A 20,925-nucleotide genomic window follows, 5' to 3' on the forward strand; every position below is an offset into this window, starting at 1 on the left:
GCTGAAAACGCTTCAATGCGCAGGTGTCAGTTTCGGCGAAGCCTGCCGTTCGCCGATGAACATCGTACCGATCGCGCGTTCGCGAAAGTAATCGAGCACGAACAGGCGGATCGCTGACGACAGATTGCTGGTCCGGCGATGCTGGTCGATGGCCGCGATCTGCATCGACAGCGACAGGCCGCGCCGTGATGCGATGTCCTTCAGGCTCGACCAGAACGCATCTTCGAGACTGACGCTGGTCTTGTGTCCATCGACGACCACCGACCGCTTGACCACGGCGAATTCCTTCACCGGGTCTGTGACCGGGGCTCTCACGTCACGCTGGCTGATCATCGCCGTCACTCCTTCTGAGACGCGTGCGCGAGCGTTCGCCGGGCAAAGCCGTGCGGTTCTTCTCGCGGACTGCGAGGCGGATATTGTCACGATGGTGGATCGTCACGCGCGAACAACAGGGCGCCCGGGACGATCATCCTGCCCCGGCGATCGTTCTCAATCGCCGAGACAGTTACATCGTACCCGATACAGGTTGCCGCCGATATTCGGTGAAAGCCTTAAGGGATGAGTCAGAATGTTGCGGAGGCGATCCGTAGATTCCCGCAGCGTTTACTCGGCGGCCTGAGAGTCCATCACGGACTCGCGCGTGGACTCATGCGCGACGTTCGGTTCGGAGGGACCGAGTGTCATCGAACGGTAATGATCGAGCACGAACAGGCGGATCGCCGAGGAGAGGTTGCCCTGTTTGCGCTGACCGTCGATCTCGCCGACCAGTTCGGACAATGTCATGCCGCGCGCCGATGAGATTTCCTTCATGCCGTTCCAGAAGGCTTCTTCCAGGCTGACACTGGTCTTGTGTCCGGCAACAACGATGGAGCGTTTAACGACAGGGGACTTCATGAAGACTTTCCGTCATCGCGTAGGTGTTGGTTGAGAAATGCCTCGGTGCGCTGTTCGAGTGCACGTTGATTGGTCTTTTCGGCTTTTGTGAGCCCATGCTTTGCGCGCTGACTGCTTGCTTCCACATTGGCGCGCTGGCGTTCCTGACGCTTTTTGAACCTCTTTAAATTGATCAGATCGCCCACAGGAATCTCGTTATTGCAGAAAACGAACCTGCCGGTCGCGGGTCGAACAGCATCAATATCAAAATCGCCAAGACCACAAGTCCCACTGGCGAAAAGCTGCTCTGTCGCCGCTCCTAGCAAACACATCATAGGAGCGGTAGCTGCATAACGCTACGTCTTTAGACGAAAGAGTGATGAAACGCAGAAAGAAGGTACGAGGAGGTATTGTGTATGCCACGTACCACGCGTGTATTTCACTTACCGGAATTTGTCATCTGCTCGGGCCGCACGATGGAATCAAATTCCGCTGCGGTGACGAATCCAAGTTTAAGTGCTTCCTCTTTTAGCGTTGTGCCGTTCGCGTGGGCCGTCTTGGCGATTTTCGCGGCATTGTCATATCCGATCTTCGGCGCGAGCGCGGTGACGAGCATCAGCGAGCGCTGCATCAGATCGCTGATCCGCTTTTCATCGGCGCGGATTCCGGCCACACAATTTTCTGTGAACGAGCGCGACACATCCGCCATCAGCCGGATCGAAGTCAGCATCGCCAACACCATGACAGGTTTGTAAACGTTCAGCTCGAAGTGGCCCTGGCTGCCCGCTGTCGTCAGCGTGGTCTGATTCCCGAAAATCTGGCAGCACACCATCGTCATCGCCTCGCACTGCGTCGGATTGACCTTGCCGGGCATGATCGATGAGCCGGGTTCGTTTTCCGGCAGGATCAGTTCGCCGAGGCCCGAGCGCGGACCTGAGCCGAGCAGGCGGATGTCGTTGGCGATCTTGAACAGCCCGGTCGCGGTCGCGTTGATGGCGCCATGGACGTAGACATAGGCATCGTTGGAGGCGAGCGCCTCGAACTTGTTGGGCGCGGTGATGAAGGAAAGTCCTGTCATCGATGCGACATGTTTGGCGAACGATGCCGCGAATTCCGGCTTCGCGTTCAGTCCGGTGCCGACGGCGGTGCCGCCCTGCGCCAGCGGGAGGAGGCTTTTCGCGCTTTCCCTGATGCGCACGATGCCGCTTTCGACCTGCGCGGCATAGCCCGAGAATTCCTGGCCGAGCGTGAGCGGCGTGGCATCCTGCGTATGGGTGCGGCCGATCTTCACGATCGAGGCGAATTCCTTCTGCTTGCCGCGCAGCGCGGCGAGCAATTCCTCCAGCGCCGGGATCAGATCGCGCGCGATCTCCTGCGCCGCGGCGATATGCATCGCGGTCGGGAAGGAGTCGTTGGACGACTGACCCATATTGACGTGGTCGTTCGGGTGAACCGGCTTCTTGGTGCCGCGCTCAAAGCCGAGCATCTCGTTGGCGCGGTTCGAGATCACCTCGTTGAGGTTCATGTTGGTTTGCGTGCCGGAGCCGGTCTGCCACACCACCAGCGGGAAATGATCGTCGAGCTTGCCGTCGATGATTTCCTGCGCGGCGGCGATGATGGCGTCGGCGAGTTTCTTGTCGATGAGCTTGAGTTCGAGATTGGTCTGCGCGGCTGCGAGCTTGACGATGGCCATCGCGCGGATCAGCGGCGGCGGCATGTGCTCGGTGCCGATCTTGAAATTGTTGCGCGAGCGCTCGGTCTGCGCGCCCCAGTAGCGGTCGGCGGCGACCTCGATCGGCCCGAATGTGTCGGTTTCGGTTCGGGTGGTTTTGCTCGGTGCCATGTTCGCCCTCATATCGATCATGACGGCGCGCCGTCATGTCGGGTCCGTCTTTCGGGCGCGAGTATGCCGAAAGCAGCCACGCGAAGCCATGCCGCACGGGCAGACGAGACTCTCGATTAGAGGAGTTATTATTTCTTGCGGAAGCGATCCAGCCGCACGACCTGCGCGCCTTCGCGCGGATGGTCGCCGCCGCCATCGTCATCCGGATTGTCGGGCGAATCCGGGGAAGCGGGAGAATCGGCCTTCTCGGCCTCGGCCGTCGCAGGCTCGGCGTCGCCGATCGCGGCTTCCGCCGTCTCGAATTGCAGCCCGAACTGCACGGAGGGATCGAAGAAGCGGGTGATGGCGCTGAACGGCACGACAAGACGCTCGGGAATGCCGCCGAACGACAGGCCGACTTCGAAATGATCCTCGGTCACCACCAGATCCCAGAACTGGTGCTGGAGGATCACCGTCATCTCCTGCGGATATTGCGACAAGAGCCGCGGCGACAGCTTCACGCCCTCCGCCGTTGAGAGAAAGGTGATGTAGAAATGATGTTCTCCCGGCAGTCCGTGTTCGGCGGCGTCGGTCAAAACGCGGCGCAGGACGCCGCGCAGCGCATCGCGGGTCAGAACATCATAGCGGATCAGATCGGTGGCCATCGGTCGGTCCTGTCAAAATAGCGAAGGGTCACGTGCCGGTAGGAGAGGAGCCGACTCGCACTTTTGTTCCATGCGGTTGGTTGTTAGCAAGTCCGTCCGCGATGGAAGGTGGCGTTGGCCACTCTTTTCGTGAACAAACCCTTTCGCGCCAGATTAACTGCTCCGGCGGGCTGCGTCAGCAGCCTTGTTGCATCGCAAGGGCAAGAAGACGCCTGATCGGACCCTCTGCCTTATGGGCAGCGGCACGCATACATATGAATCAATTGGAGAGATGAGTGGAGGCTTCTGTTGCCAGGTGCCTCCGAACCCCGCCTGACGGGGCTTAATCCATCAGGACTTTAAGTCGGTCTATCAAACTGCGTTACGCAGCCTGAGCAACCGGAGCATAGTTGTCGTTTGCAACTATTGAGAAGCCCGATAACGGCGGAACAATACCGGGAAAAAACACGCCCTTTACGCCCTCGTCGATCCTGTTTCGCCCCCGCCGAAATCCCGCCTTGCGGAACTTTGGTGGAGGCGCCGGGTGCTGCCCCCGGGTCCGAATGGTTTATTGCGACGGCCATTTATTTCCATAGCCGGCGAACCGGCAGCCTCAATATAGGGCCCAAAGGTTGACGAAAAAAGCCCCTGCGAGCGGGGTTTTGAGGGACGGGTGGGCGCACGGGTCCAAAAACTGCGCCGCGCGCCCGCGAAAAGTTGAATGGAGAGAGCGTCACGCCGCCGGAAAAGATTTGGCCGGGCGATACGACACATCTAAACGATGTCCCGACGCCATCTCATTCACGATCTGAATCCGGACCATGGACCAGCCCGCGCCGCCTCCCGATACGGCTGCCCGCGATCTCGCCGCCGAGCCGCCGGGATTGCTTGAACTGTTTTTTGCGTTCTCGAAAATGTCGCTGGCCGGTTTCGGCGGCGTGCTGGTGTGGGCGCGCCGGGCTATCGTCGAGCAGCACCGCTGGATGACGCCGGACGAATTCAACGAAGCCTTCGCGCTGTGCCACCTGCTGCCGGGGGCCAACATCGTCAATCTGTCGATTGTGTTCGGCGGCCGGTTTCGCGGTGCCGCCGGAAGCGTCGCGGCGTTTCTCGGCCTGCTGTTGCCGCCGACGCTGATCGTCACGACGCTGGGCATTCTTTATTCCCATTTCGGCGATCTGCCGGGATTGCAGCGGACCCTGAACGGCATCGCCTGCGCCGCCGTCGGCCTGTTTCTCGCCGTCACGCTCCGCATGATGGGGCCGCTTCTGAAGCGGAAAAATCCGGTCGAGATCGGATTGATGGTCGCCGTGTTCGCGGCGGTCGGCCTTGGGCGGCTGCCGCTCGCTGTCGTTCTGCTGATCGCGCTGCCGCTCAGCGTTGTCGTGACTTATTTCTGGCGCAGGCGTGAGACCGCATGAATCCGGGACTCGGCACCTACCTCAATCTGTTGTGGACATTCGGTGTGATGTCGCTGCTGGCGGTGGGCGGCGCGAACGCGACGATTCCCGAGATGCATCGTGTCGCCGTCGATGTGAACCACTGGCTGACGGATGCGCAGTTCGCCGACATGTTCGCCATCGCCCAGTTCTCGCCCGGGCCGAATGTGCTGATCGTGACGCTGATCGGCTATCAGGTCGCGGGGCTTGCCGGGGCTGCGGTGACGACATTCGCGATGTGCGGCCCGGCGGGCGTGCTGGCCTATTTCGTGGCGAACTTTTTTCACCGCTCCAGCCAGTCGTTCTGGCCTTCCATTATTCAGGCGTCTTTCGTGCCGGTCTCGATCGGCCTGATGGCGGCGGGCGGCTATGTGCTGGCGGTTACGGTCGATACGTCACTGGCCGCCACGCTTGTGACTTTGGCCACGGCGCTGGTCGCGGTTGGAACCCGGATCAATCCGCTCTGGCCGCTCGCGGTGGCGGGAATTCTGGGCTACGCCGGGTTTATCTGATCGCGAGAGGCTTCCGGACGGAGGAGGCGGTGCCTACTTTTGACGGGACAACGCGGGAAAACGGCTGTTGATTCGGCCCCGGATATGGTCCGTTCCGCTCAAGCGACATAGATGACGGCCATGCATCAGTATCACGACCTGCTCGAGCGGATTTTGAGCGACGGCGCGCAGAAGGGCGACCGCACCGGCACCGGCACGCTGTCGGTGTTCGGCCACCAGATGCGCTTCGATCTCGCCGCCGGTTTTCCGATGACCACGACCAAGAAGCTGCCGTTCAAGGCGATCGTCCACGAACTGTTGTGGTTTCTCGCAGGCGACACCAACGTGCGCTATCTGCAAAATAATGGCGTCACGATCTGGGACGAGTGGGCGGACGCCAACGGCGATCTCGGCCCTGTCTATGGCAAACAGTGGCGCTCGTGGCAGGCGCCCGATGGGCGCAGCATCGACCAGATCGCGAACCTCATCCGCATGATCCGCACCACGCCGGATTCGCGGCGGCTGATCGTCAGCGCATGGAATCCGGCCGATGTCGATCACATGGCGCTGCCGCCGTGTCATTGCCTGTTCCAGTTCTATGTCGCGAACGGCAAATTGTCGTGCCAACTCTACCAGCGTTCGGCCGACGTGTTTCTCGGCGTGCCGTTCAACATCGCGTCTTATGCTTTGCTGACGATGATGATCGCGCAGGTGACGGATTTGAAGCCGGGCGAGTTCATCCATACGCTCGGCGACGCGCATCTGTATTCCAACCATCTGGAGCAGGCGCGCCTGCAACTGACGCGGCGGCCGCGCGCGCTGCCGACAGTGAGCATCAATCCGGCGGTGAAGGATATTTTCGGATTCCGTTTTGAGGATTTCAAACTCGAGAATTACGATCCGCATCCGCACATCAAGGCCGAGGTCGCGGTGTGACCGCACAGACGGCACCCCCCGAGATCGTGTTTATCGTCGCCGTGGCCGACAATGGCGTGATCGGCCGCGACAATACGATGCCCTGGCATCTGCGTTCGGACCTGCAACGCTTCAAGCAGTTGACCTTGAACAAGCCGGTCATCATGGGCCGCAAGACGTTTCTCTCGATCGGCAAGCCGCTGCCGAGGCGCACCAACATCGTGGTGACGCGCGACCCGGATTTTCGCGCGGCGGGCGTGGTGGTGGTTCCGTCGCTCGATGCGGCCTATCAAGTTGCGCTGGGTGATGTCCTGCGGCGAGGTGTCCCGGAAATCATGGTGATCGGCGGCGCGGAGATTTTCCGCCAGTGGATGCCGCGTGCCACTCGTCTGGAGATCACGCATGTTCATGCCGAGCCGGACGGAGACACGTTCCTTAAGTTCGAGATGGCGGAATGGCGGGATGTCGCGCGCAGCCGTCCTGTGCGCGGGCCTGAGGACAGTGCCGATTTTTCCTATGCGACATATGCTCGCGCGGCGGGTCATTAACCCCGCTTGTCAATGTTTGCATTGACAATTTCCTCGCGCGGATTAGCTGGGAGAGAGTGCGCAGGGTCGCGTTGTACCGCGGCCCGGCGTCTCTTATAAACCCGGTCGCGGCCGCGAGACGGCGCGAAGGAGCTTGCTGATGGCCTGGAAGAATCAAGGCGGAAGTCCATGGGGTCCCGGTCCGAAGGGGCCATGGGGCTCCGGTCCGCAATCGCAAGGGCCCAAGCCGTCCGATCTTGAAGATCTCCTGCGCCGTGGTCAGGACCGGATTCAGCAATTGCTGCCGGGCGGGCACATGAGCGGCATGGGCATTGCCCTGATCGTCATCGCGGGTATCGCGATCTGGCTGTTGTCCGGTTTCTTCCGCGTGCAGCCGGACGAACTCGGTGCTGTGCTGCGCTTCGGCAAGCACGTGCGCACGGTGCAGCCCGGCCTGAACTATCATCTGCCGTATCCGATCGAGACCGTGCTGCTGCCCAAGGCGCTGCGCGTCTCCACGCTGAACATCGGCATGACGGTCAGCGACGACAGCGGGCGCCGGGGCCGCGTCGTGCGCGACGTGCCGGAAGAAAGCCTGATGCTGACCGGCGACGAGAACATCGTCGATGTCGATTTCACGGTGCTGTGGCGTATCGCGCCGGACGGCGTCGGCAAATTCCTGTTCAACATCCAGAACCCGGAAGGCACGGTGAAGGCGGTGGCCGAGAGCGCGATGCGCGAGGTGATCGGTCACTCCGATATCCAGCCGATCCTCACCGGCGCGCGCAACACCATTGAAAGTGCGGTCCATCAATTGATGCAGAAGACGCTCGACAGCTACGGCGCCGGCATTCTGATCCAGCAGGTGCAGATGCAGAAGGTCGATCCGCCGCAACAGGTGATCGACTCGTTCCGCGACGTGCAGGCGGCGCGTGCCGACCTCGAGCGTTTGCAAAACGAAGCGCAGACCTATGCCAATCGCGTCGTGCCGGATGCGCGCGGCCGCGCAGCGCAGGTGTTGCAGCAGGCGCAGGGCTACAAGGAGCAGACGGTGGCCGAAGCCAAGGGTCAGGCCGCGCGATTCCTTAGCGTTTATGACGAATACAAGAAGGCGCCCGAAGTGACACGGCAACGCATCTATCTCGAAACCATGGAGCATGTGCTCGGACCGGCGGACAAGGTCATTCTCGATCCGGGTTCGTCCGGGCAGGGCGTGGTGCCGTATCTGCCGCTCAACGAACTGGGCCGTAAGACAACCGCCGTGCCCGCCGCGCCGGTCTCGCAGAACGGAGCAAGCCGATGAAAAGCGGGTTGTCGGGCATCGTCGCCCTCGTCGTTCTGCTGGCGCTGATCATCGTCGGCTACAGTTCGCTCTTCACCGTCCGGCAGACCGAACAGGCGCTGGTGGTTCGGCTCGGCGCGCCGGTGGGCGCCCCGATCACCGATCCGGGCCTGCACTTTAAGGCGCCCTTCATCGATACCGTCATCAGCATCGACAACCGGATTCTCGATCTGGAGAATCCCTCGCAGGAAATCATCGCCTCCGACCAGAAGCGTCTGGTGGTGGATGCTTTCGCGCGCTACCGGATCAAGGATGCGCTGCGCTTCTATCAGAGCGTCGGCACCATTTCGGCCGCCAACATCCAGTTGACCGCGTTGCTGAACGCGGCCCTTCGCCGCGTGCTCGGCGAGGCCACCTTCATTCAGGTGGTGCGCGACGAGCGTGAGGTGCTGATGGGCCGCATCCGCGACCAGCTCGACAAGCAGGCGGGAGCCTACGGCATCCAGGTCGTCGATGTGCGCATCCGCCGCGCCGATTTGCCGGAGCAGAACAGCCAGGCCGTGTACCAGCGCATGCAGACCGAGCGTCAGCGCGAGGCCGCCGAATTCCGCGCCCAGGGCGGACAGAAGGCGCAGGAGATCAAGTCCAAGGCCGACCGCGAGGCGACCGTGATCGTGGCGGAAGCCAATTCGCAGGCGGACCAGATTCGCGGCGAGGGCGACGGCGAGCGCAACCGGATCTTCGCCGAGGCCTATTCCAGGGACCCGCAGTTCTTCGCGTTCTACCGGGCAATGACCGCCTACGAGACCAGCCTGAAGAACAACGACACCCGTTTTGTGCTGAAGCCGGATTCGGAATTCTTCCGGTTCTTCAACTCGGTCAATGGGACAAAGCCGGGGGCGGCAGCCCCGGCGGCGCCAAGATAAACGCAATTTATCTCGTCAACGGGATTTCCCTTTGCTCGGGTCTCTGGTGAAATCCTGTCATGAAAGAGTTGTTGATCGGGTTTGGCGTCCTTTGCGTCATCGAAGGCTTGACCTTCGCGGCGTTCCCTCAGGCGATGCGCCGTGCGATGGAGGCGGCCCTCGAGCATTCCGAGAACCTGCTGCGCACCACGGGACTTTCGGTCGCAGTGGCGGGACTGCTGCTGATCTGGTTCATGCGCTACGGCCTATAAGCCGGGCGCCGGTATTTCGCCTTATTCGCCGCGTTGATACGCTTGCGGATCAGGAAGGCCGGGCGCAGTCTCGGTGCTGATGGCATTTTCCTTCTCAGGAGACGTTGTTCGATGTTCCACGCGCCTGTGCGACTGAAACGCCTGCTTCCGCTTGCCGTCGCGGGCGGTTTTCTGATGATGGCGGCGAGCGCCCCTCAGCCTGCGTTCGCGCGCGGCCCGGATGGCATCGCCGATGTTGCGGAGAAGGTGATCGACGCCGTGGTGAACATCTCCACGTCGCAGACCGTCAATGGCCGGGATGAGAAGGGCGAGGAGGCGAAACCCCAGAAGGAAGGCCGCAACAAGGCCAATCCGAAACTGCCGCCGGATTCTCCCTTCAATGAACTCTTCGAGGATTTCTTCAAGAACCGTCGCGGCGACAGGGGCCAGCACAAGGTCAATTCGCTGGGCTCCGGTTTCATCATCGACGCCAGCGGCATTGTGGTGACCAACAACCACGTCATCGCCGATGCCGACGAGATCAACGTCATTCTCAATGACGGCACCAAGATCAAGGCGGAGCTTGTCGGTCGCGACAAGAAGAGCGACCTCGCCGTGCTGAAATTCCAGCCGCCGGAGAAGAAACTGACGGCGGTGAAGTTCGGCAATTCCGACAGACTGCGGCTCGGCGAATGGGTGATCGCGATCGGCAATCCGTTCAGCCTGGGGGGCACGGTGACGGCGGGCATCGTCTCGGCGCGCAACCGCGACATCAACTCCGGGCCTTACGACAACTACATCCAGACCGACGCCGCCATCAATCGCGGCAATTCGGGCGGCCCGCTGTTCAATCTCGATGGCGAAGTGATCGGCGTGAACACCGCGATCATCTCGCCGTCGGGCGGCTCGATCGGCATCGGCTTCGCGGTGCCGTCGAACACCGTGGTCGGCATCGTCAATCAGTTGCGGCAGTACAAGGAAGTGCGGCGCGGCTGGCTCGGCGTGCGCATCCAGCAGGTGACCGACGAGATCGCCGACAGTCTCGGCATCAAGCCGCCGCATGGCGCGCTGGTTGCTGGCGTCGACGAGAAGGGCCCTGCCAAGCCCGCGGGCATCGAGGCGGGCGACGTCATCACCTCCTTTGACGGCAAGGCGATCCGCGAGATGAAGGATCTGCCGCGCGCGGTGGCGGACACCCCGGTCGGCAAGACCGTCGATGTCGTGCTGATCCGCAAGGGCAAGGAAGAAACGCACAAGGTGACGCTCGGCCGTCTCGACGATGGCGACAAGCCGGTCGAGGCCTCGCTGAAGACGCCCGCGCCGGAGCCGGACAAGACGGTGACGCAGAAGGCGCTCGGGCTCGATCTCGCCGCGATCTCCAAGGATCTGCGCGCACGCTACAAGTTGAAAGATAAGGTCAAGGGCGTGGTCATCGTCGGCGTCGATCGCAATTCCGATGCGGCGGAGCGGCGGCTTTCGGCGGGCGATGTGATCGTCGAGGTCGCGCAGGAGGCGGTGAATTCGCCCGCCGACGTCAAGAAGCGCATCGACCAGCTCAAGAAGGACGGCAAGAAGTCGATCCTGCTGCTGGTCTCGAACGCCGAGGGCGAATTGCGGTTCGTGGCGTTGAGCGCGAATTGAGGGACTCTTCCCGTCATTCCGGACGGCTCGCATTTGCGAGCCGATCCGGAATCCGGGCATAAGGGAAAAGATTCCGGGTTCGCTCCCTTCGTGAGCGCCCCGGAATGACGTTTCTTACGTCACAAACTCTGTCCGCTTGTAGCCCTGCGCATACAACAGCGCGGTGAGGTCGCCATGATCGATCCGTGCGGCGGCCGCGGCCGCGACCGCGGGCTTGGCGTGATAGGCGACGCCTAATCCTGCCTTCTCGATCATCGCGAGATCGTTGGCGCCATCGCCGACCACGATGGTGTCGATGTCGTCGAGTTCGAACGTATCCAGCAATTCGACGAGGGTGGCGAGCTTCGCCGCGCGGCCGAGGATCGGCTCCTGCACGCGGCCTGCGAGCTTGCCGTCCTCGACAATGAGAGTGTTGGCGCGGTTGTCCTGAAAGCCGATCGCGGCGGCGACGCGCTCGGTGAACAGCGTGAAGCCACCCGAGACGAGGCAGGTGTGCGCGCCATTCGCGCGCATGGTTTTCACGAGCGCGGGTCCGCCCGGTGTGAGCGTGATGTGCTTGGCGAAAACTTCGTCCACGATGCTCACCGGCAGGCCCTTGAGCAGCGCGACGCGCTCACGCAGTGCCGGCTCGAATTCGATCTCGCCGCGCATCGCGCGTTCGGTGATGGCCGCGACGTGGTCCTTCAGTCCGGCGAAGGCGGCGAGTTCGTCGATGCATTCCTGACCGATCATGGTGGAGTCCATGTCGGCAAGAAACAGCTTCTTGCGGCGCGCGAGGCGCGGCTGCACCACGACATCGACCGGGATTCTCTGCAAGGCGTCGCGCAGCCGGTCGGCGATGGCGCGCGCGGGCTCCTCACTCTGGAACGGGATGTCGGCGGCGATCCCGGCATCGAGCCATTCGGCTTGGGAGGAGTTCGGCAATATCGCGCGCGCGGCTTCGAGGACCGTGCTATCGAGCGAGGGCTGCGCGGGATTGCAGATGAGTGTGGCGACGAGGGACATGAATTCGGGCCGGAATAGTGTGAAGGCGGTGCTTATCGCAGGGCCGACCGCCAGCGGCAAGTCGGCGCTGGCGCTCGATCTGGCCGAAGCGGCAAACGGTACCGTCATCAACACGGATTCGATGCAGGTCTATCGCGACCTGCGGGTGCTCACGGCGCGGCCGACGCTCGAGGAGGAGGCGCGCGTTCCACACCGGCTCTATGGCCATGTCGATGCATCGGTGAATTATTCCGCCGGCGCGTGGGTCAAAGACGCAGCCGCTGTGCTGGCGGAGATTCAGGCAAACGGAAGGCTGCCGATTTTCATCGGCGGCACCGGGCTTTACTTCAAGGCGCTGACGCGGGGGCTTTCCAACGTGCCGCCGGTGCCGGAGGCCATTCGTGAGGCGGTCCGCGAGCGGCTGGAACAGAACGGCCCCGAGGCGTTGCACGACGAACTGGCACGGCGCGATCCGGAAGCGGCAGCGCGCCTGAGGCCGCGCGATCGCGTCCGCATCGCCCGTGCGCTGGAAGTGGTGGAGGCGACCGGCCGTCCGCTGGTGGACTGGCACGCGCACGGCCTGCCGCCTTTGTTGCCGCCGCAGGGTGTGGCGGCGCTGTTTCTCGCGCCGGACCGCAAGGATGTCTACGCACGCATCGACCGCCGCTTTGAATCGATGATGGATCGCGGCGCGCTGGAGGAGGCGCGGGCGCTCGGCAATCGCAACCTCGATCCGCTGTTGCCCGCGATGAAGGCGCATGGCGTCCCGGCGGTGATCCGTCACCTCGCGGGCGAGTTGTCGCGCGAGGAGGCCATCGCCATCGGCCAGATCGACACCCGCCATTATGCCAAGCGCCAGTTCACCTGGTTTCGGCACCAGTTGCCGGAGTTCGAATGGGTCGCGCCCGATCAGGCGAAGGCGTGGCTGGAAACCAGACTGGGACTTTCGAGCGGAAGAACCAACCCGGTTTGAAAGGCTCCCATGCGCTTTTTGGCGTTCTGCCGGGGCCGGATCGGTGGCTATAGTATGGGTGGCAGACAGCCTTGACATCTCCCCGGAGACGTCTATAAGGCGCGCAACCTTTGGAAATAGAAATCGACTTATGCGCAATAAAATTACAAATCTTCTTATTGTCGTAGTCGTACCTGGGCGCATCGCCGGGGGGAGCTGACGCGACCCAAAACAGGCGGTGTGCACAGGGTCCTCTCGGGGGCCTTTTTTATTTCCGGCGTGATCCAGGACGGCGCTTTGAGGCGCAGCGGAGCGAAAGATGAGCGAGACGAAAAAGAGCGAATCCCGGCAGATGACCGGCGCGGCGATGGTCGTGCAGGCGCTGAAGGATCACGGCATCCAGCACATTTTCGGCTATCCGGGCGGCGCGGTGCTGCCGATCTATGACGAGATTTTTCAGCAGGAGACCGTCCAGCACATCCTCGTCCGTCACGAGCAGGGCGCAGGCCATGCGGCCGAGGGTTATGCGCGCTCGACCGGCAAGCCCGGCGTGGCGCTGGTGACCTCCGGTCCGGGCGCGACCAACATGGTGACGGCGCTGACCGACGCGCTGATGGATTCGATCCCGCTCGTGTGCATCACCGGGCAGGTGCCGACGCATCTGATCGGCAACGACGCGTTTCAGGAATGCGACACGGTCGGCATCACGCGCCCCTGTACCAAGCACAACTGGCTGGTGCGCGACGTCAACGATCTCGCCAAGATTCTGCATGAGGCTTTCTATGTCGCGACCACGGGCCGTCCTGGTCCGGTCGTCGTCGATATTCCGAAGGACGTGCAGTTCGCGACCGGCACCTATCATCCGCCGCGCAAGAACGATGTTCATGTGTCCTATGCGCCGCGCGTGAAGGGCGATGCCGCGCAGATCCGCAAGGCGGTGGCGCTGCTGGCCTCCGCGAAGCGGCCGGTGATCTATTCCGGCGGCGGCGTCATCAACTCGGGTCTCGAGGCAACGCGCCTGCTGCGCGAAATGGTCGGCGCGACCAATTTCCCGATCACCTCGACGCTGATGGGTCTCGGTGCCTATCCGGCGTCCGGCAAGAACTGGCTGGGCATGCTCGGCATGCACGGCACCTACGAGGCCAACATGGCGATGCATGATTGCGACGTCATGCTGTGCGTCGGCGCGCGCTTCGACGACCGGGTCACCGGACGGCCGGATGCGTTCTCGCCGAATTCGAAGAAGATCCACATCGACATCGATCCGTCCTCGATCAACAAGAACATCCGCGTCGATGTGCCGATCATCGGCGATGTCGCCAACGTGCTGGCGGATTTGCTGGCGGGTCTCAAGGCCGAGACCAAGCGGCCCGATCTCAAGCCGTGGTGGGCGCAGATCGCGAAATGGCGCGCGCGCAATTCGCTGGCGTTCCGGAAGAACGACGACGTGATCCTGCCGCAATACGCCATCCAGCGTCTGTTCGAACTGACCAGGAACCGCGACACCTACATCACCACGGAAGTGGGTCAGCATCAGATGTGGGCGGCGCAGTTCTACGGTTTCGAGGAGCCCAACCGCTGGATGACCTCCGGCGGCCTCGGCACCATGGGCTACGGCTTCCCGGCCGCCATCGGCGTGCAGGTTGCGCACCCCAAGAGTCTCGTCATCGACATCGCGGGCGACGCCTCGATCCAGATGATGTTGCAGGAGATGTCGACGGCGGTTCAGTTCGATCTGCCGGTGAAGATCTTCATCCTCAACAACCAGTACATGGGCATGGTGCGCCAGTGGCAGCAGTTGCTGCACGGCAATCGCCTGTCGAACTCGTACTCCGAGGCGCTGCCGGATTTCGTCAAACTCGCGGAAGCCTATGGCGGCGTCGGTATGCATGTGACCAAGCCGAACGATCTCGACGGCGCGATCGAGGAGATGATCAAGGTCAAGAAGCCGGTGATCTTCGACTGCCGCGTCGCCACGCTGGAGAACTGCTTCCCGATGATCCCCTCGGGCAAGGCGCATAACGAAATGCTTCTGCCCGCGGAGGCCAATGACGAAGCGACCGCGGCGGCATTCGCCGGCGGCAAGGCCCTTGTTTAAAACGGCACTGGTTTAAAGGCACCGATATGAACGCCATCGACAAGCAGACGAACGAACAGCCCGCCTCGGCCTATTTCCTCGAGGAGCGGCACGATCCGAACGAGACGCACACGCTCTCGGTTCTGGTGCAGAACGAGCCCGGCGTGCTTGCGCGCGTCATCGGCCTGTTCTCGGGGCGCGGCTACAACATCGAAAGCCTCACGGTGTCGGAGATCGAGCGCCACAAGCACATGTCGCGCATCACCATCGTCACCACCGGCACGCCGATGGTGATCCAGCAGATCAAGAACCAGCTCGACCGGATGATCCCGGTCTATCGGGTGGTGGACATGACGCTGACCGGCCGCTCCATCGAGCGCGAGCTGGCGATGGTCAAGGTGAAGGGCACGGGCGATGCCCGCGTCGAGGCGCTGCGGCTCGCGGATGCGTTTCGCGCCCGCGTGATCGATGCCACCACCGAAAGCTTCGTGTTCGAAATTACCGGAGCCAGCGACAAGATCAGCCAGTTCGTCTCCCTGATGGCGCCGCTCGGCCTCGTCGAGGTGGCGCGCACGGGCGTGGCCGCCATCGCCCGCGGCCCGGACGGCATGTGAGGGGCCGCCCTGCGCTAAAACCCGATTTTACTTCCCTTCAAAATGCATTAGACAACCCGGGAATTTCGAGGGCCGTCCGGTCCTGAAGGGCCCGCCCAGGGCCTGAAAGCCCCACATCCACAAGGAAAGCACCATGCGAGTTTATTACGATCGCGACGCCGATTTGAACCTCATCAAGGGCAAGAAGGTCTGCGTCATCGGCTACGGCAGCCAGGGCCATGCCCACGCGCTGAACCTGAAGGATTCCGGCGTCAAGGACGTCGCGATCGCGCTGCGCAAGGGCTCGGCCTCCGCGAAGAAGGCGGAAGCGGCTGGCTTCAAGGTGATGGACGTGGCGGAAGCCGCGAAGTGGGCCGACGTCATGATGATGCTGACGCCCGACGAATTGCAGGCCGACATCTACCGCGATCATCTGCATGACAACATGAAGAAGGGCGCGGCGCTCTTGTTCGCCCACGGCCTCAACGTCCACTTCAACCTGATCGAGCCGCGTGCCGATCTCGACGTGCTGATGGTCGCGCCGAAGGGTCCCGGCCACACCGTGCGCGGCGAATATCAGCGCGGCGGCGGCGTGCCGTGCCTGATCGCGATCCACAAGGATTCTTCGGGCAACGCCCACGACCTCGGCCTGTCCTATGCGTCGGCCATCGGCGGCGGCCGCGCGGGCATCATCGAGACCTCGTTCCGCGAAGAGACCGAGACCGACCTGTTCGGCGAGCAGGCCGTGCTCTGCGGCGGCACCGTCGAACTGATCCGCGCCGGCTTCGAGACGCTGGTGGAAGCCGGCTACGCGCCGGAGATGGCGTATTTCGAGTGTCTGCACGAACTGAAGCTGATCGTCGACCTGATCTATGAAGGCGGCATCGCCAACATGAACTACTCGATCTCCAACACCGCCGAATATGGCGAGTATCGGTCTGGTCCGCGCGTCATCACCCCCGAGACCAAGGCGGAGATGAAGCGCATTCTCGACGACATTCAGTCCGGCCGCTTCGCCCGCGACTGGATGCTGGAGAACAAGGTCAACCAGGCTTCGTTCAAGGCGACCCGCGCGCACAACAACGCGCACCAGATCGAGGAAGTCGGCGCGCGTCTGCGCGACATGATGCCGTGGATCAAGAAGGGCGCGCTGGTCGACAAGGCCAAGAACTAAGACGCGATTTAAAGTTTATTTCATAAACTCGGTGTGAGCGCGCGGTGGCCGGATCGGCTGCCGCGCGTTTTGCTTTTTGTCCGCAGGATCGTTCGTGCGTGCGCGTGCGTCCTAGCCTTGTCCAAAGCTGTGCTGGCGGAGTTTTGCCCCGTCATATAGCGTGAGGCGAAATGAATGGAGAGAATGATGGCTAAAAAAAGCGACAAGACATCGAAGGTCGATCTGTCGCGTTACACCGATCCCTTCAAGATCGACGGCAGCAAGGAATTCCATCTCCGGTCGCACAAGACCGATGAGCGCGGCGGCCTGTCCAAGGACGATGCCAAGGATTTGCTCACGGCCAACAACAGGAGGCTGCGCGATCTTCAGGAGAAACTCTATGCGCATGACCGCTGGTCTGTGCTGCTGATCTTTCAGGGCATGGACGCGGCGGGCAAGGACAGCGCCGTCGAGCATGTGATGTCGGGGGTCAATCCGCAGGGGTGTCAGGTTTTCTCTTTCAAGCAGCCGTCGTCGAAAGAGCTCGACCATGACTTCATGTGGCGCAACATGATCGCGCTGCCGGAGCGCGGACGGATCGGCATCTTCAATCGCTCGTATTACGAAGAATTGCTGATCGTGCGCGTGCATCCCGAGGTGCTGGCGAAGGAGAAGATTCCCGCGAAGCTCGTGACAAAGAACATCTGGCGCGAGCGGTTCGAGGATATTTCGGCGATCGAGAAATATCTGGCGCGCAACGGTACGGTGATCCTGAAATTTTTCCTCAACGTCTCGAAGGAGGAACAGCGCAGACGGTTTCTGGACCGGCTCGATGAGCCGGCCAAAAACTGGAAATTCTCCGTGCAGGACGTTGCCGAGCGGGGGGTGTGGCCCAAATATCAGGCCGCCTATCAGGACCTTGTGCGCCATACCTCGACAAAACATGCGCCGTGGTTCGTGGTGCCTGCGGATCACAAATGGTTCGCGCGCCTTGTCATCAGTTCCGCCATCGTCGATGCGATGGAGAAGCTCGATCTGGCGTTTCCGGCCAAATCCGAAGCCTCCGCCGCCGAATTAAGGAAGGCAAAGGAGCAACTAGAGAAAGAGGGGCGGGGGCGTCCGGCCGTGGCGCGTTCTGCCGTGCGAAAAGTCTAGCCGCTCAATCGGGCGGGCCAAGACGGCTTGCTTGAAAGGGCAGGGTTACTGACCGTTTTTTGGCATTGCGGCGGCGATCAAATCGTCTAAAACAACGCCAGATGGCGGCATCAACCAAGCCTCAACGGTTTGGATGGATCATACGCCAGCGGAAGCACTCAAGGCGAACGATGTCGAACGGAACAGTCTATGCAGCACGGGAGAAGGTGGCTTTCGCCGCCGGTCTCGACGCGCGCCCGGCTGCCGCTTCGCTGTCCCGTGCCTCGCTCCTCCGTTCGCTTCCTGGCGGGCTCCTGCTTCTTATCCGCCCCTGAGGGCCGTCTGGGCATGCAGCCTGGGCACTCAGGGGACCGTGACGAAGCCTTGAACCCCCATTTGCGCCTGCCTGTTTTCATCGGAACGGCGCCCCTGACCGAAGGAATAGTTTCATGACCAGCCCCACCACGTCCGGCAAGGACCGCGTCGTCATTTTCGACACCACCTTGCGCGACGGCGAGCAATGCCCCGGCGCCACCATGACCCATGAGGAGAAGCTGGAGGTCGCCGAGATGCTCGACGCCATGGGCGTCGATATTATCGAGGCCGGCTTCCCGATCGCTTCCGTGGGCGATTTCGAGGCGGTGGCCGAGATCGCGAAGCAAACCAGGAATGCGGTGATCGCCGGCCTCGCGCGCGCCATTCCCGCCGACATCGCCCGCGCGGGCGAAGCCGTCCGGCATGCGAAGCGCGGCCGCATCCACACGTTCGTGTCGACCTCGCCGATCCATCTGGCGCATCAGATGCGCAAGAGCGAGGAGGACGTGCTCGACATCATCACCGCGACGGTGACGCAGGCGCGCAACCTGGTGGACGACGTCGAGTGGTCTGCGATGGATTCGACCCGCACGCCGATCGAGTATCTGTGCCGCTGCGTCGAGGCCGCGATCAAGGCGGGCGCGACCACGATCAATTTGCCCGACACGGTGGGCTACGCGGTGCCGGAAGAATATCGCCGGATGTTCAAGACCATTCGCGAGCGGGTGCCGAACGCCGACAAGGCGGTGTTCTCGGTGCATTGCCATGACGATCTGGGGCTCGCGGTCGCGAACTCCTTGGCGGGCGTCGAGGGCGGCGCGCGGCAGATCGAGTGCACCATCAACGGCATCGGCGAGCGGGCGGGCAACGCCGCGCTGGAAGAAGTCGTGATGGCGATCAAGACCCGCGGTGACGTGATGCCTTACTGGTGCAACGTCGAATCGACGTCGCTCACCCGCGCCTCGAAGGTGGTATCCGCCGCGACCTCGTTTCCGGTGCAGTACAACAAGGCCATCGTCGGGCGGAACGCCTTCGCGCATGAGAGCGGCATCCATCAGGACGGCGTTTTGAAGAACGCGCAGACCTACGAGATCATGACGCCGGAAAGCGTCGGCGTGAAGCAGACCTCGCTTGTGATGGGCAAGCACTCCGGCCGCCACGCCTTCCAGCACAAGCTGAAGGAACTGGGCTACGAGCTGGCCGACAACCAGTTGCAGGACGCCTTCGTGCGCTTCAAGGCGCTCGCCGACCGCAAGAAGGACATCTACGACGAGGACATCGAGGCGCTGGTCGATCAGGAACTGGCGCAGACGCATGACCGTCTGCGTCTGGTGTCGCTGACGGTGATCGCGGGCACCAACGGCCCGCAGCGCGCCACCATGAAGGTCGAGGTCGAGGGCAAGGTGCGGATCGACGAGGCCGAAGGCAACGGTCCCGTGGACGCAGTGTTCAACGCCGTGAAGGCGCTGGTCCCGCACGAGGCCAAACTGGAACTGTATCAGGTCCATGCGGTGACGGCCGGTACCGATGCGCAGGCGGAGGTCTCCGTCCGGCTGTCTCAGGACGGCCGCTCGGTGACGGCGCGCAGCTCGGACCCCGATACATTAGTAGCATCCGCGAAGGCTTATCTCAGCGCGCTCAACAAGATTATATCGCGCCGGCAGCGTGAGGTACCGGCGGCTGCGGCAAGCTGACACACCTCATTCATCGATCTGAAAAAGCGGCGTCTGACGCCGCTTTTTTTTATTTTTATATCGTGCTGTCGTCTTGCGAGAGATCAACAGGCTTGACCCGTCTTGACTGTAATGGTCGGCTGCGATCCGCTCGCGATCCAAAAAGCCGCCAAGATATATGGGCCTGGGAGGACTACGTTTATGAGGAAATTTATTGTCGCCGCAGCTTCGATTGCCGCCGCCTTCATGGCCGGGCCGGTCAATGCGCAGACGCCGCCGATCGTCATCAAGTTCAGTCACGTCGTCGCTCCCGAAACTCCGAAGGGCAAGGGTGCGGAGAAATTCAAGGAGCTTGCCGAGAAATACACCAGCGGCAAGGTCAAGGTCGAAGTCTATCCGAACTCGCAACTCTACAAGGACAAGGAAGAGGTCGAGGCGCTGCAACTCGGCGCGGTGCAGATGCTGGCGCCCTCGCTGGCGAAATTCGGCCCCCTTGGCGTGAGGGAGTTCGAGGTTTTCGATATTCCCTACATCATGCCGGACAAGGCTGCGCTCAATCGCGTCACGCATGGCGAGGTCGGCAAGAAGCTGCTCGCGAAGCTCGAGCCCAAGGGCATCAAGGGACTGGCCTTCTGGGACAACGGCTTCAAGATCATGAGCGCCAACAAGCCGCTTCACAAGCCGGAGGATTTTCGCGGCCTGAAGATGCGTATCCAGTCCTCGAAGGTGCTCGAGGCGCAGATGCGCGCGCTGGGTTCGATCCCGCAGGTGATGGCGTTCTCGGAAGTCTATCAGGCGTTGCAGACCGGCGTTGTGGACGGCACCGAAAATCCGCCGTCGAACATGTACACCCAGAAGATGAACGAGGTGCAGAAGCACGCCACGCTCTCGAACCATGGCTATCTCGGCTACGCCGTGATCGTGAACAAGAAGTTCTGGGATGGACTGCCGGAGGATGTTCGCGGCCAGCTTGAGAAGGCGATGGCGGACGCCACCACCTACGCCAACGACATCGCCCAGAAGGAAAACGACGACGCACTCGCGGCGATGCAGAAGGCCGGTACCACCACCTTCTACAAGCTGACGCCGGAAGAAGTCGCCGCCTGGCGCAAGGTGCTCGATCCGGTCGCTGACGAAGTCGGCAACCGTGTCGGCAAGGACCTGATCGCCGAGTTCCGCAAGGAAGCGGCCTCATCTGGAAAATGATGTGAACAGCGAAAACGGCCCGGTGGTAAACCGGGCCGTTGCGCTTGC

General features: G+C 62.1%; 21 protein-coding genes and 1 other RNA gene. 15 read left to right on the forward strand and 7 right to left on the reverse strand.

Features of this window, described 5'->3' with window-relative positions:
- Nucleotides 1-12: 12 nt before the first annotated feature.
- From AFIC_RS04975 to ssrA, 6 genes are all read right to left on the reverse strand, one after another.
- Entirely contained in the window at nucleotides 13-333 is a 321-nt protein-coding gene (locus AFIC_RS04975; protein ID WP_275248047.1) for a ribbon-helix-helix domain-containing protein, read from the reverse strand.
- A gap of 270 nt (nucleotides 334-603) precedes the next feature.
- Complete coding sequence (locus AFIC_RS04980) at nucleotides 604-894, reverse strand: ribbon-helix-helix domain-containing protein (RefSeq protein WP_275248048.1); 291 nt, start codon at nucleotides 892-894, stop codon at nucleotides 604-606.
- On the reverse strand, nucleotides 891-1,079 hold the full coding sequence (locus AFIC_RS04985) for a DUF4169 family protein (protein ID WP_275248049.1): 189 nt from the start codon (nucleotides 1,077-1,079) through the stop codon (nucleotides 891-893). Before AFIC_RS04985 ends, AFIC_RS04980 begins: the two co-directional genes overlap by 4 nt.
- 233 nt (nucleotides 1,080-1,312) lie before the next feature.
- Nucleotides 1,313-2,716 (reverse strand): class II fumarate hydratase, encoded by a 1,404-nt coding sequence (gene fumC, locus AFIC_RS04990; RefSeq protein ID WP_275248050.1) that lies wholly within the window; start codon nucleotides 2,714-2,716, stop codon nucleotides 1,313-1,315.
- Between the two features lie 128 nt (nucleotides 2,717-2,844).
- Nucleotides 2,845-3,360, reverse strand: a complete 516-nt coding sequence (locus tag AFIC_RS04995; RefSeq protein ID WP_275248051.1) for an SspB family protein — start codon at nucleotides 3,358-3,360, stop codon at nucleotides 2,845-2,847.
- Nucleotides 3,361-3,634: 274 nt separating this feature from the next.
- Nucleotides 3,635-3,987: a transfer-messenger RNA gene (gene ssrA, locus AFIC_RS05000) on the reverse strand.
- A 173-nt stretch (nucleotides 3,988-4,160) separates the two neighbouring features.
- Here ssrA and AFIC_RS05005 point away from each other — a divergent pair.
- From AFIC_RS05005 to AFIC_RS05040, 8 genes are all read left to right on the forward strand, one after another.
- Nucleotides 4,161-4,760, forward strand: a complete 600-nt coding sequence (locus AFIC_RS05005) for a chromate transporter (RefSeq protein WP_275248052.1) — start codon at nucleotides 4,161-4,163, stop codon at nucleotides 4,758-4,760.
- Nucleotides 4,757-5,290, forward strand: coding sequence for a chromate transporter (locus AFIC_RS05010; RefSeq protein WP_275248053.1), 534 nt, complete (start codon nucleotides 4,757-4,759; stop codon nucleotides 5,288-5,290). Before AFIC_RS05005 ends, AFIC_RS05010 begins: the two co-directional genes overlap by 4 nt.
- 120 nt (nucleotides 5,291-5,410) lie before the next feature.
- Nucleotides 5,411-6,205: a thymidylate synthase gene (locus AFIC_RS05015; RefSeq protein WP_275248645.1), complete on the forward strand. Its 795-nt coding sequence runs from the start codon at nucleotides 5,411-5,413 to the stop codon at nucleotides 6,203-6,205.
- The gene (locus AFIC_RS05020) at nucleotides 6,202-6,732 is read left to right on the forward strand and encodes a dihydrofolate reductase (RefSeq protein ID WP_275248054.1); all 531 of its coding nucleotides are present in this window, start codon (nucleotides 6,202-6,204) and stop codon (nucleotides 6,730-6,732) included. Before AFIC_RS05015 ends, AFIC_RS05020 begins: the two co-directional genes overlap by 4 nt.
- A gap of 139 nt (nucleotides 6,733-6,871) precedes the next feature.
- A complete protein-coding gene (hflK, locus tag AFIC_RS05025) occupies nucleotides 6,872-8,014 on the forward strand; it encodes an FtsH protease activity modulator HflK (protein ID WP_275248055.1) in 1,143 nt (380 codons plus the stop codon).
- A complete protein-coding gene (gene hflC, locus AFIC_RS05030) occupies nucleotides 8,011-8,919 on the forward strand; it encodes a protease modulator HflC (RefSeq protein WP_275248056.1) in 909 nt (302 codons plus the stop codon). The genes hflK and hflC overlap by 4 nt, the downstream gene beginning before the upstream one ends.
- A gap of 59 nt (nucleotides 8,920-8,978) precedes the next feature.
- Nucleotides 8,979-9,170 carry a DUF2065 domain-containing protein gene (locus tag AFIC_RS05035; protein WP_275248057.1) on the forward strand — a complete coding sequence of 64 codons (192 nt, stop codon included), beginning with the start codon at nucleotides 8,979-8,981 and terminating at the stop codon, nucleotides 9,168-9,170.
- A gap of 111 nt (nucleotides 9,171-9,281) precedes the next feature.
- On the forward strand, nucleotides 9,282-10,790 hold the full coding sequence (locus AFIC_RS05040) for a DegQ family serine endoprotease (RefSeq protein ID WP_275248058.1): 1,509 nt from the start codon (nucleotides 9,282-9,284) through the stop codon (nucleotides 10,788-10,790).
- A gap of 114 nt (nucleotides 10,791-10,904) precedes the next feature.
- Here AFIC_RS05040 and serB read toward each other — a convergent pair whose 3' ends face one another.
- Nucleotides 10,905-11,795 carry a phosphoserine phosphatase SerB gene (gene serB, locus AFIC_RS05045; RefSeq protein ID WP_275248059.1) on the reverse strand — a complete coding sequence of 297 codons (891 nt, stop codon included), beginning with the start codon at nucleotides 11,793-11,795 and terminating at the stop codon, nucleotides 10,905-10,907.
- On the opposite strand from serB, the gene miaA reads away from it, so the two are divergent.
- The 7 genes from miaA to AFIC_RS05080 all read left to right on the forward strand — a co-directional run bounded on the left by miaA (nucleotide 11,794) and on the right by AFIC_RS05080 (nucleotide 20,877).
- The gene (miaA, locus tag AFIC_RS05050) at nucleotides 11,794-12,747 is read left to right on the forward strand and encodes a tRNA (adenosine(37)-N6)-dimethylallyltransferase MiaA (RefSeq protein WP_275248647.1); all 954 of its coding nucleotides are present in this window, start codon (nucleotides 11,794-11,796) and stop codon (nucleotides 12,745-12,747) included. The genes serB and miaA overlap by 2 nt on opposite strands.
- A gap of 298 nt (nucleotides 12,748-13,045) precedes the next feature.
- Complete coding sequence (locus AFIC_RS05055) at nucleotides 13,046-14,824, forward strand: acetolactate synthase 3 large subunit (RefSeq protein WP_275248060.1); 1,779 nt, start codon at nucleotides 13,046-13,048, stop codon at nucleotides 14,822-14,824.
- Between the two features lie 26 nt (nucleotides 14,825-14,850).
- Entirely contained in the window at nucleotides 14,851-15,417 is a 567-nt protein-coding gene (ilvN, locus tag AFIC_RS05060) for an acetolactate synthase small subunit (RefSeq protein ID WP_275248061.1), read from the forward strand.
- A gap of 133 nt (nucleotides 15,418-15,550) precedes the next feature.
- Nucleotides 15,551-16,570, forward strand: coding sequence for a ketol-acid reductoisomerase (gene ilvC / locus AFIC_RS05065; RefSeq protein ID WP_275248062.1), 1,020 nt, complete (start codon nucleotides 15,551-15,553; stop codon nucleotides 16,568-16,570).
- A gap of 186 nt (nucleotides 16,571-16,756) precedes the next feature.
- A complete protein-coding gene (locus AFIC_RS05070) occupies nucleotides 16,757-17,704 on the forward strand; it encodes a polyphosphate kinase 2 family protein (RefSeq protein WP_275248648.1) in 948 nt (315 codons plus the stop codon).
- 428 nt (nucleotides 17,705-18,132) lie between these two features.
- On the forward strand, nucleotides 18,133-19,692 hold the full coding sequence (locus AFIC_RS05075) for a 2-isopropylmalate synthase (protein WP_275248063.1): 1,560 nt from the start codon (nucleotides 18,133-18,135) through the stop codon (nucleotides 19,690-19,692).
- Between the two features lie 180 nt (nucleotides 19,693-19,872).
- On the forward strand, nucleotides 19,873-20,877 hold the full coding sequence (locus AFIC_RS05080; RefSeq protein WP_275248064.1) for a TRAP transporter substrate-binding protein: 1,005 nt from the start codon (nucleotides 19,873-19,875) through the stop codon (nucleotides 20,875-20,877).
- Nucleotides 20,878-20,925: the final 48 nt, after the last annotated feature.

The organism is [Pseudomonas] carboxydohydrogena, assembly GCF_029030725.1.
Classification (GTDB): Bacteria; Pseudomonadota; Alphaproteobacteria; order Rhizobiales; family Xanthobacteraceae; genus Afipia; species Afipia carboxydohydrogena.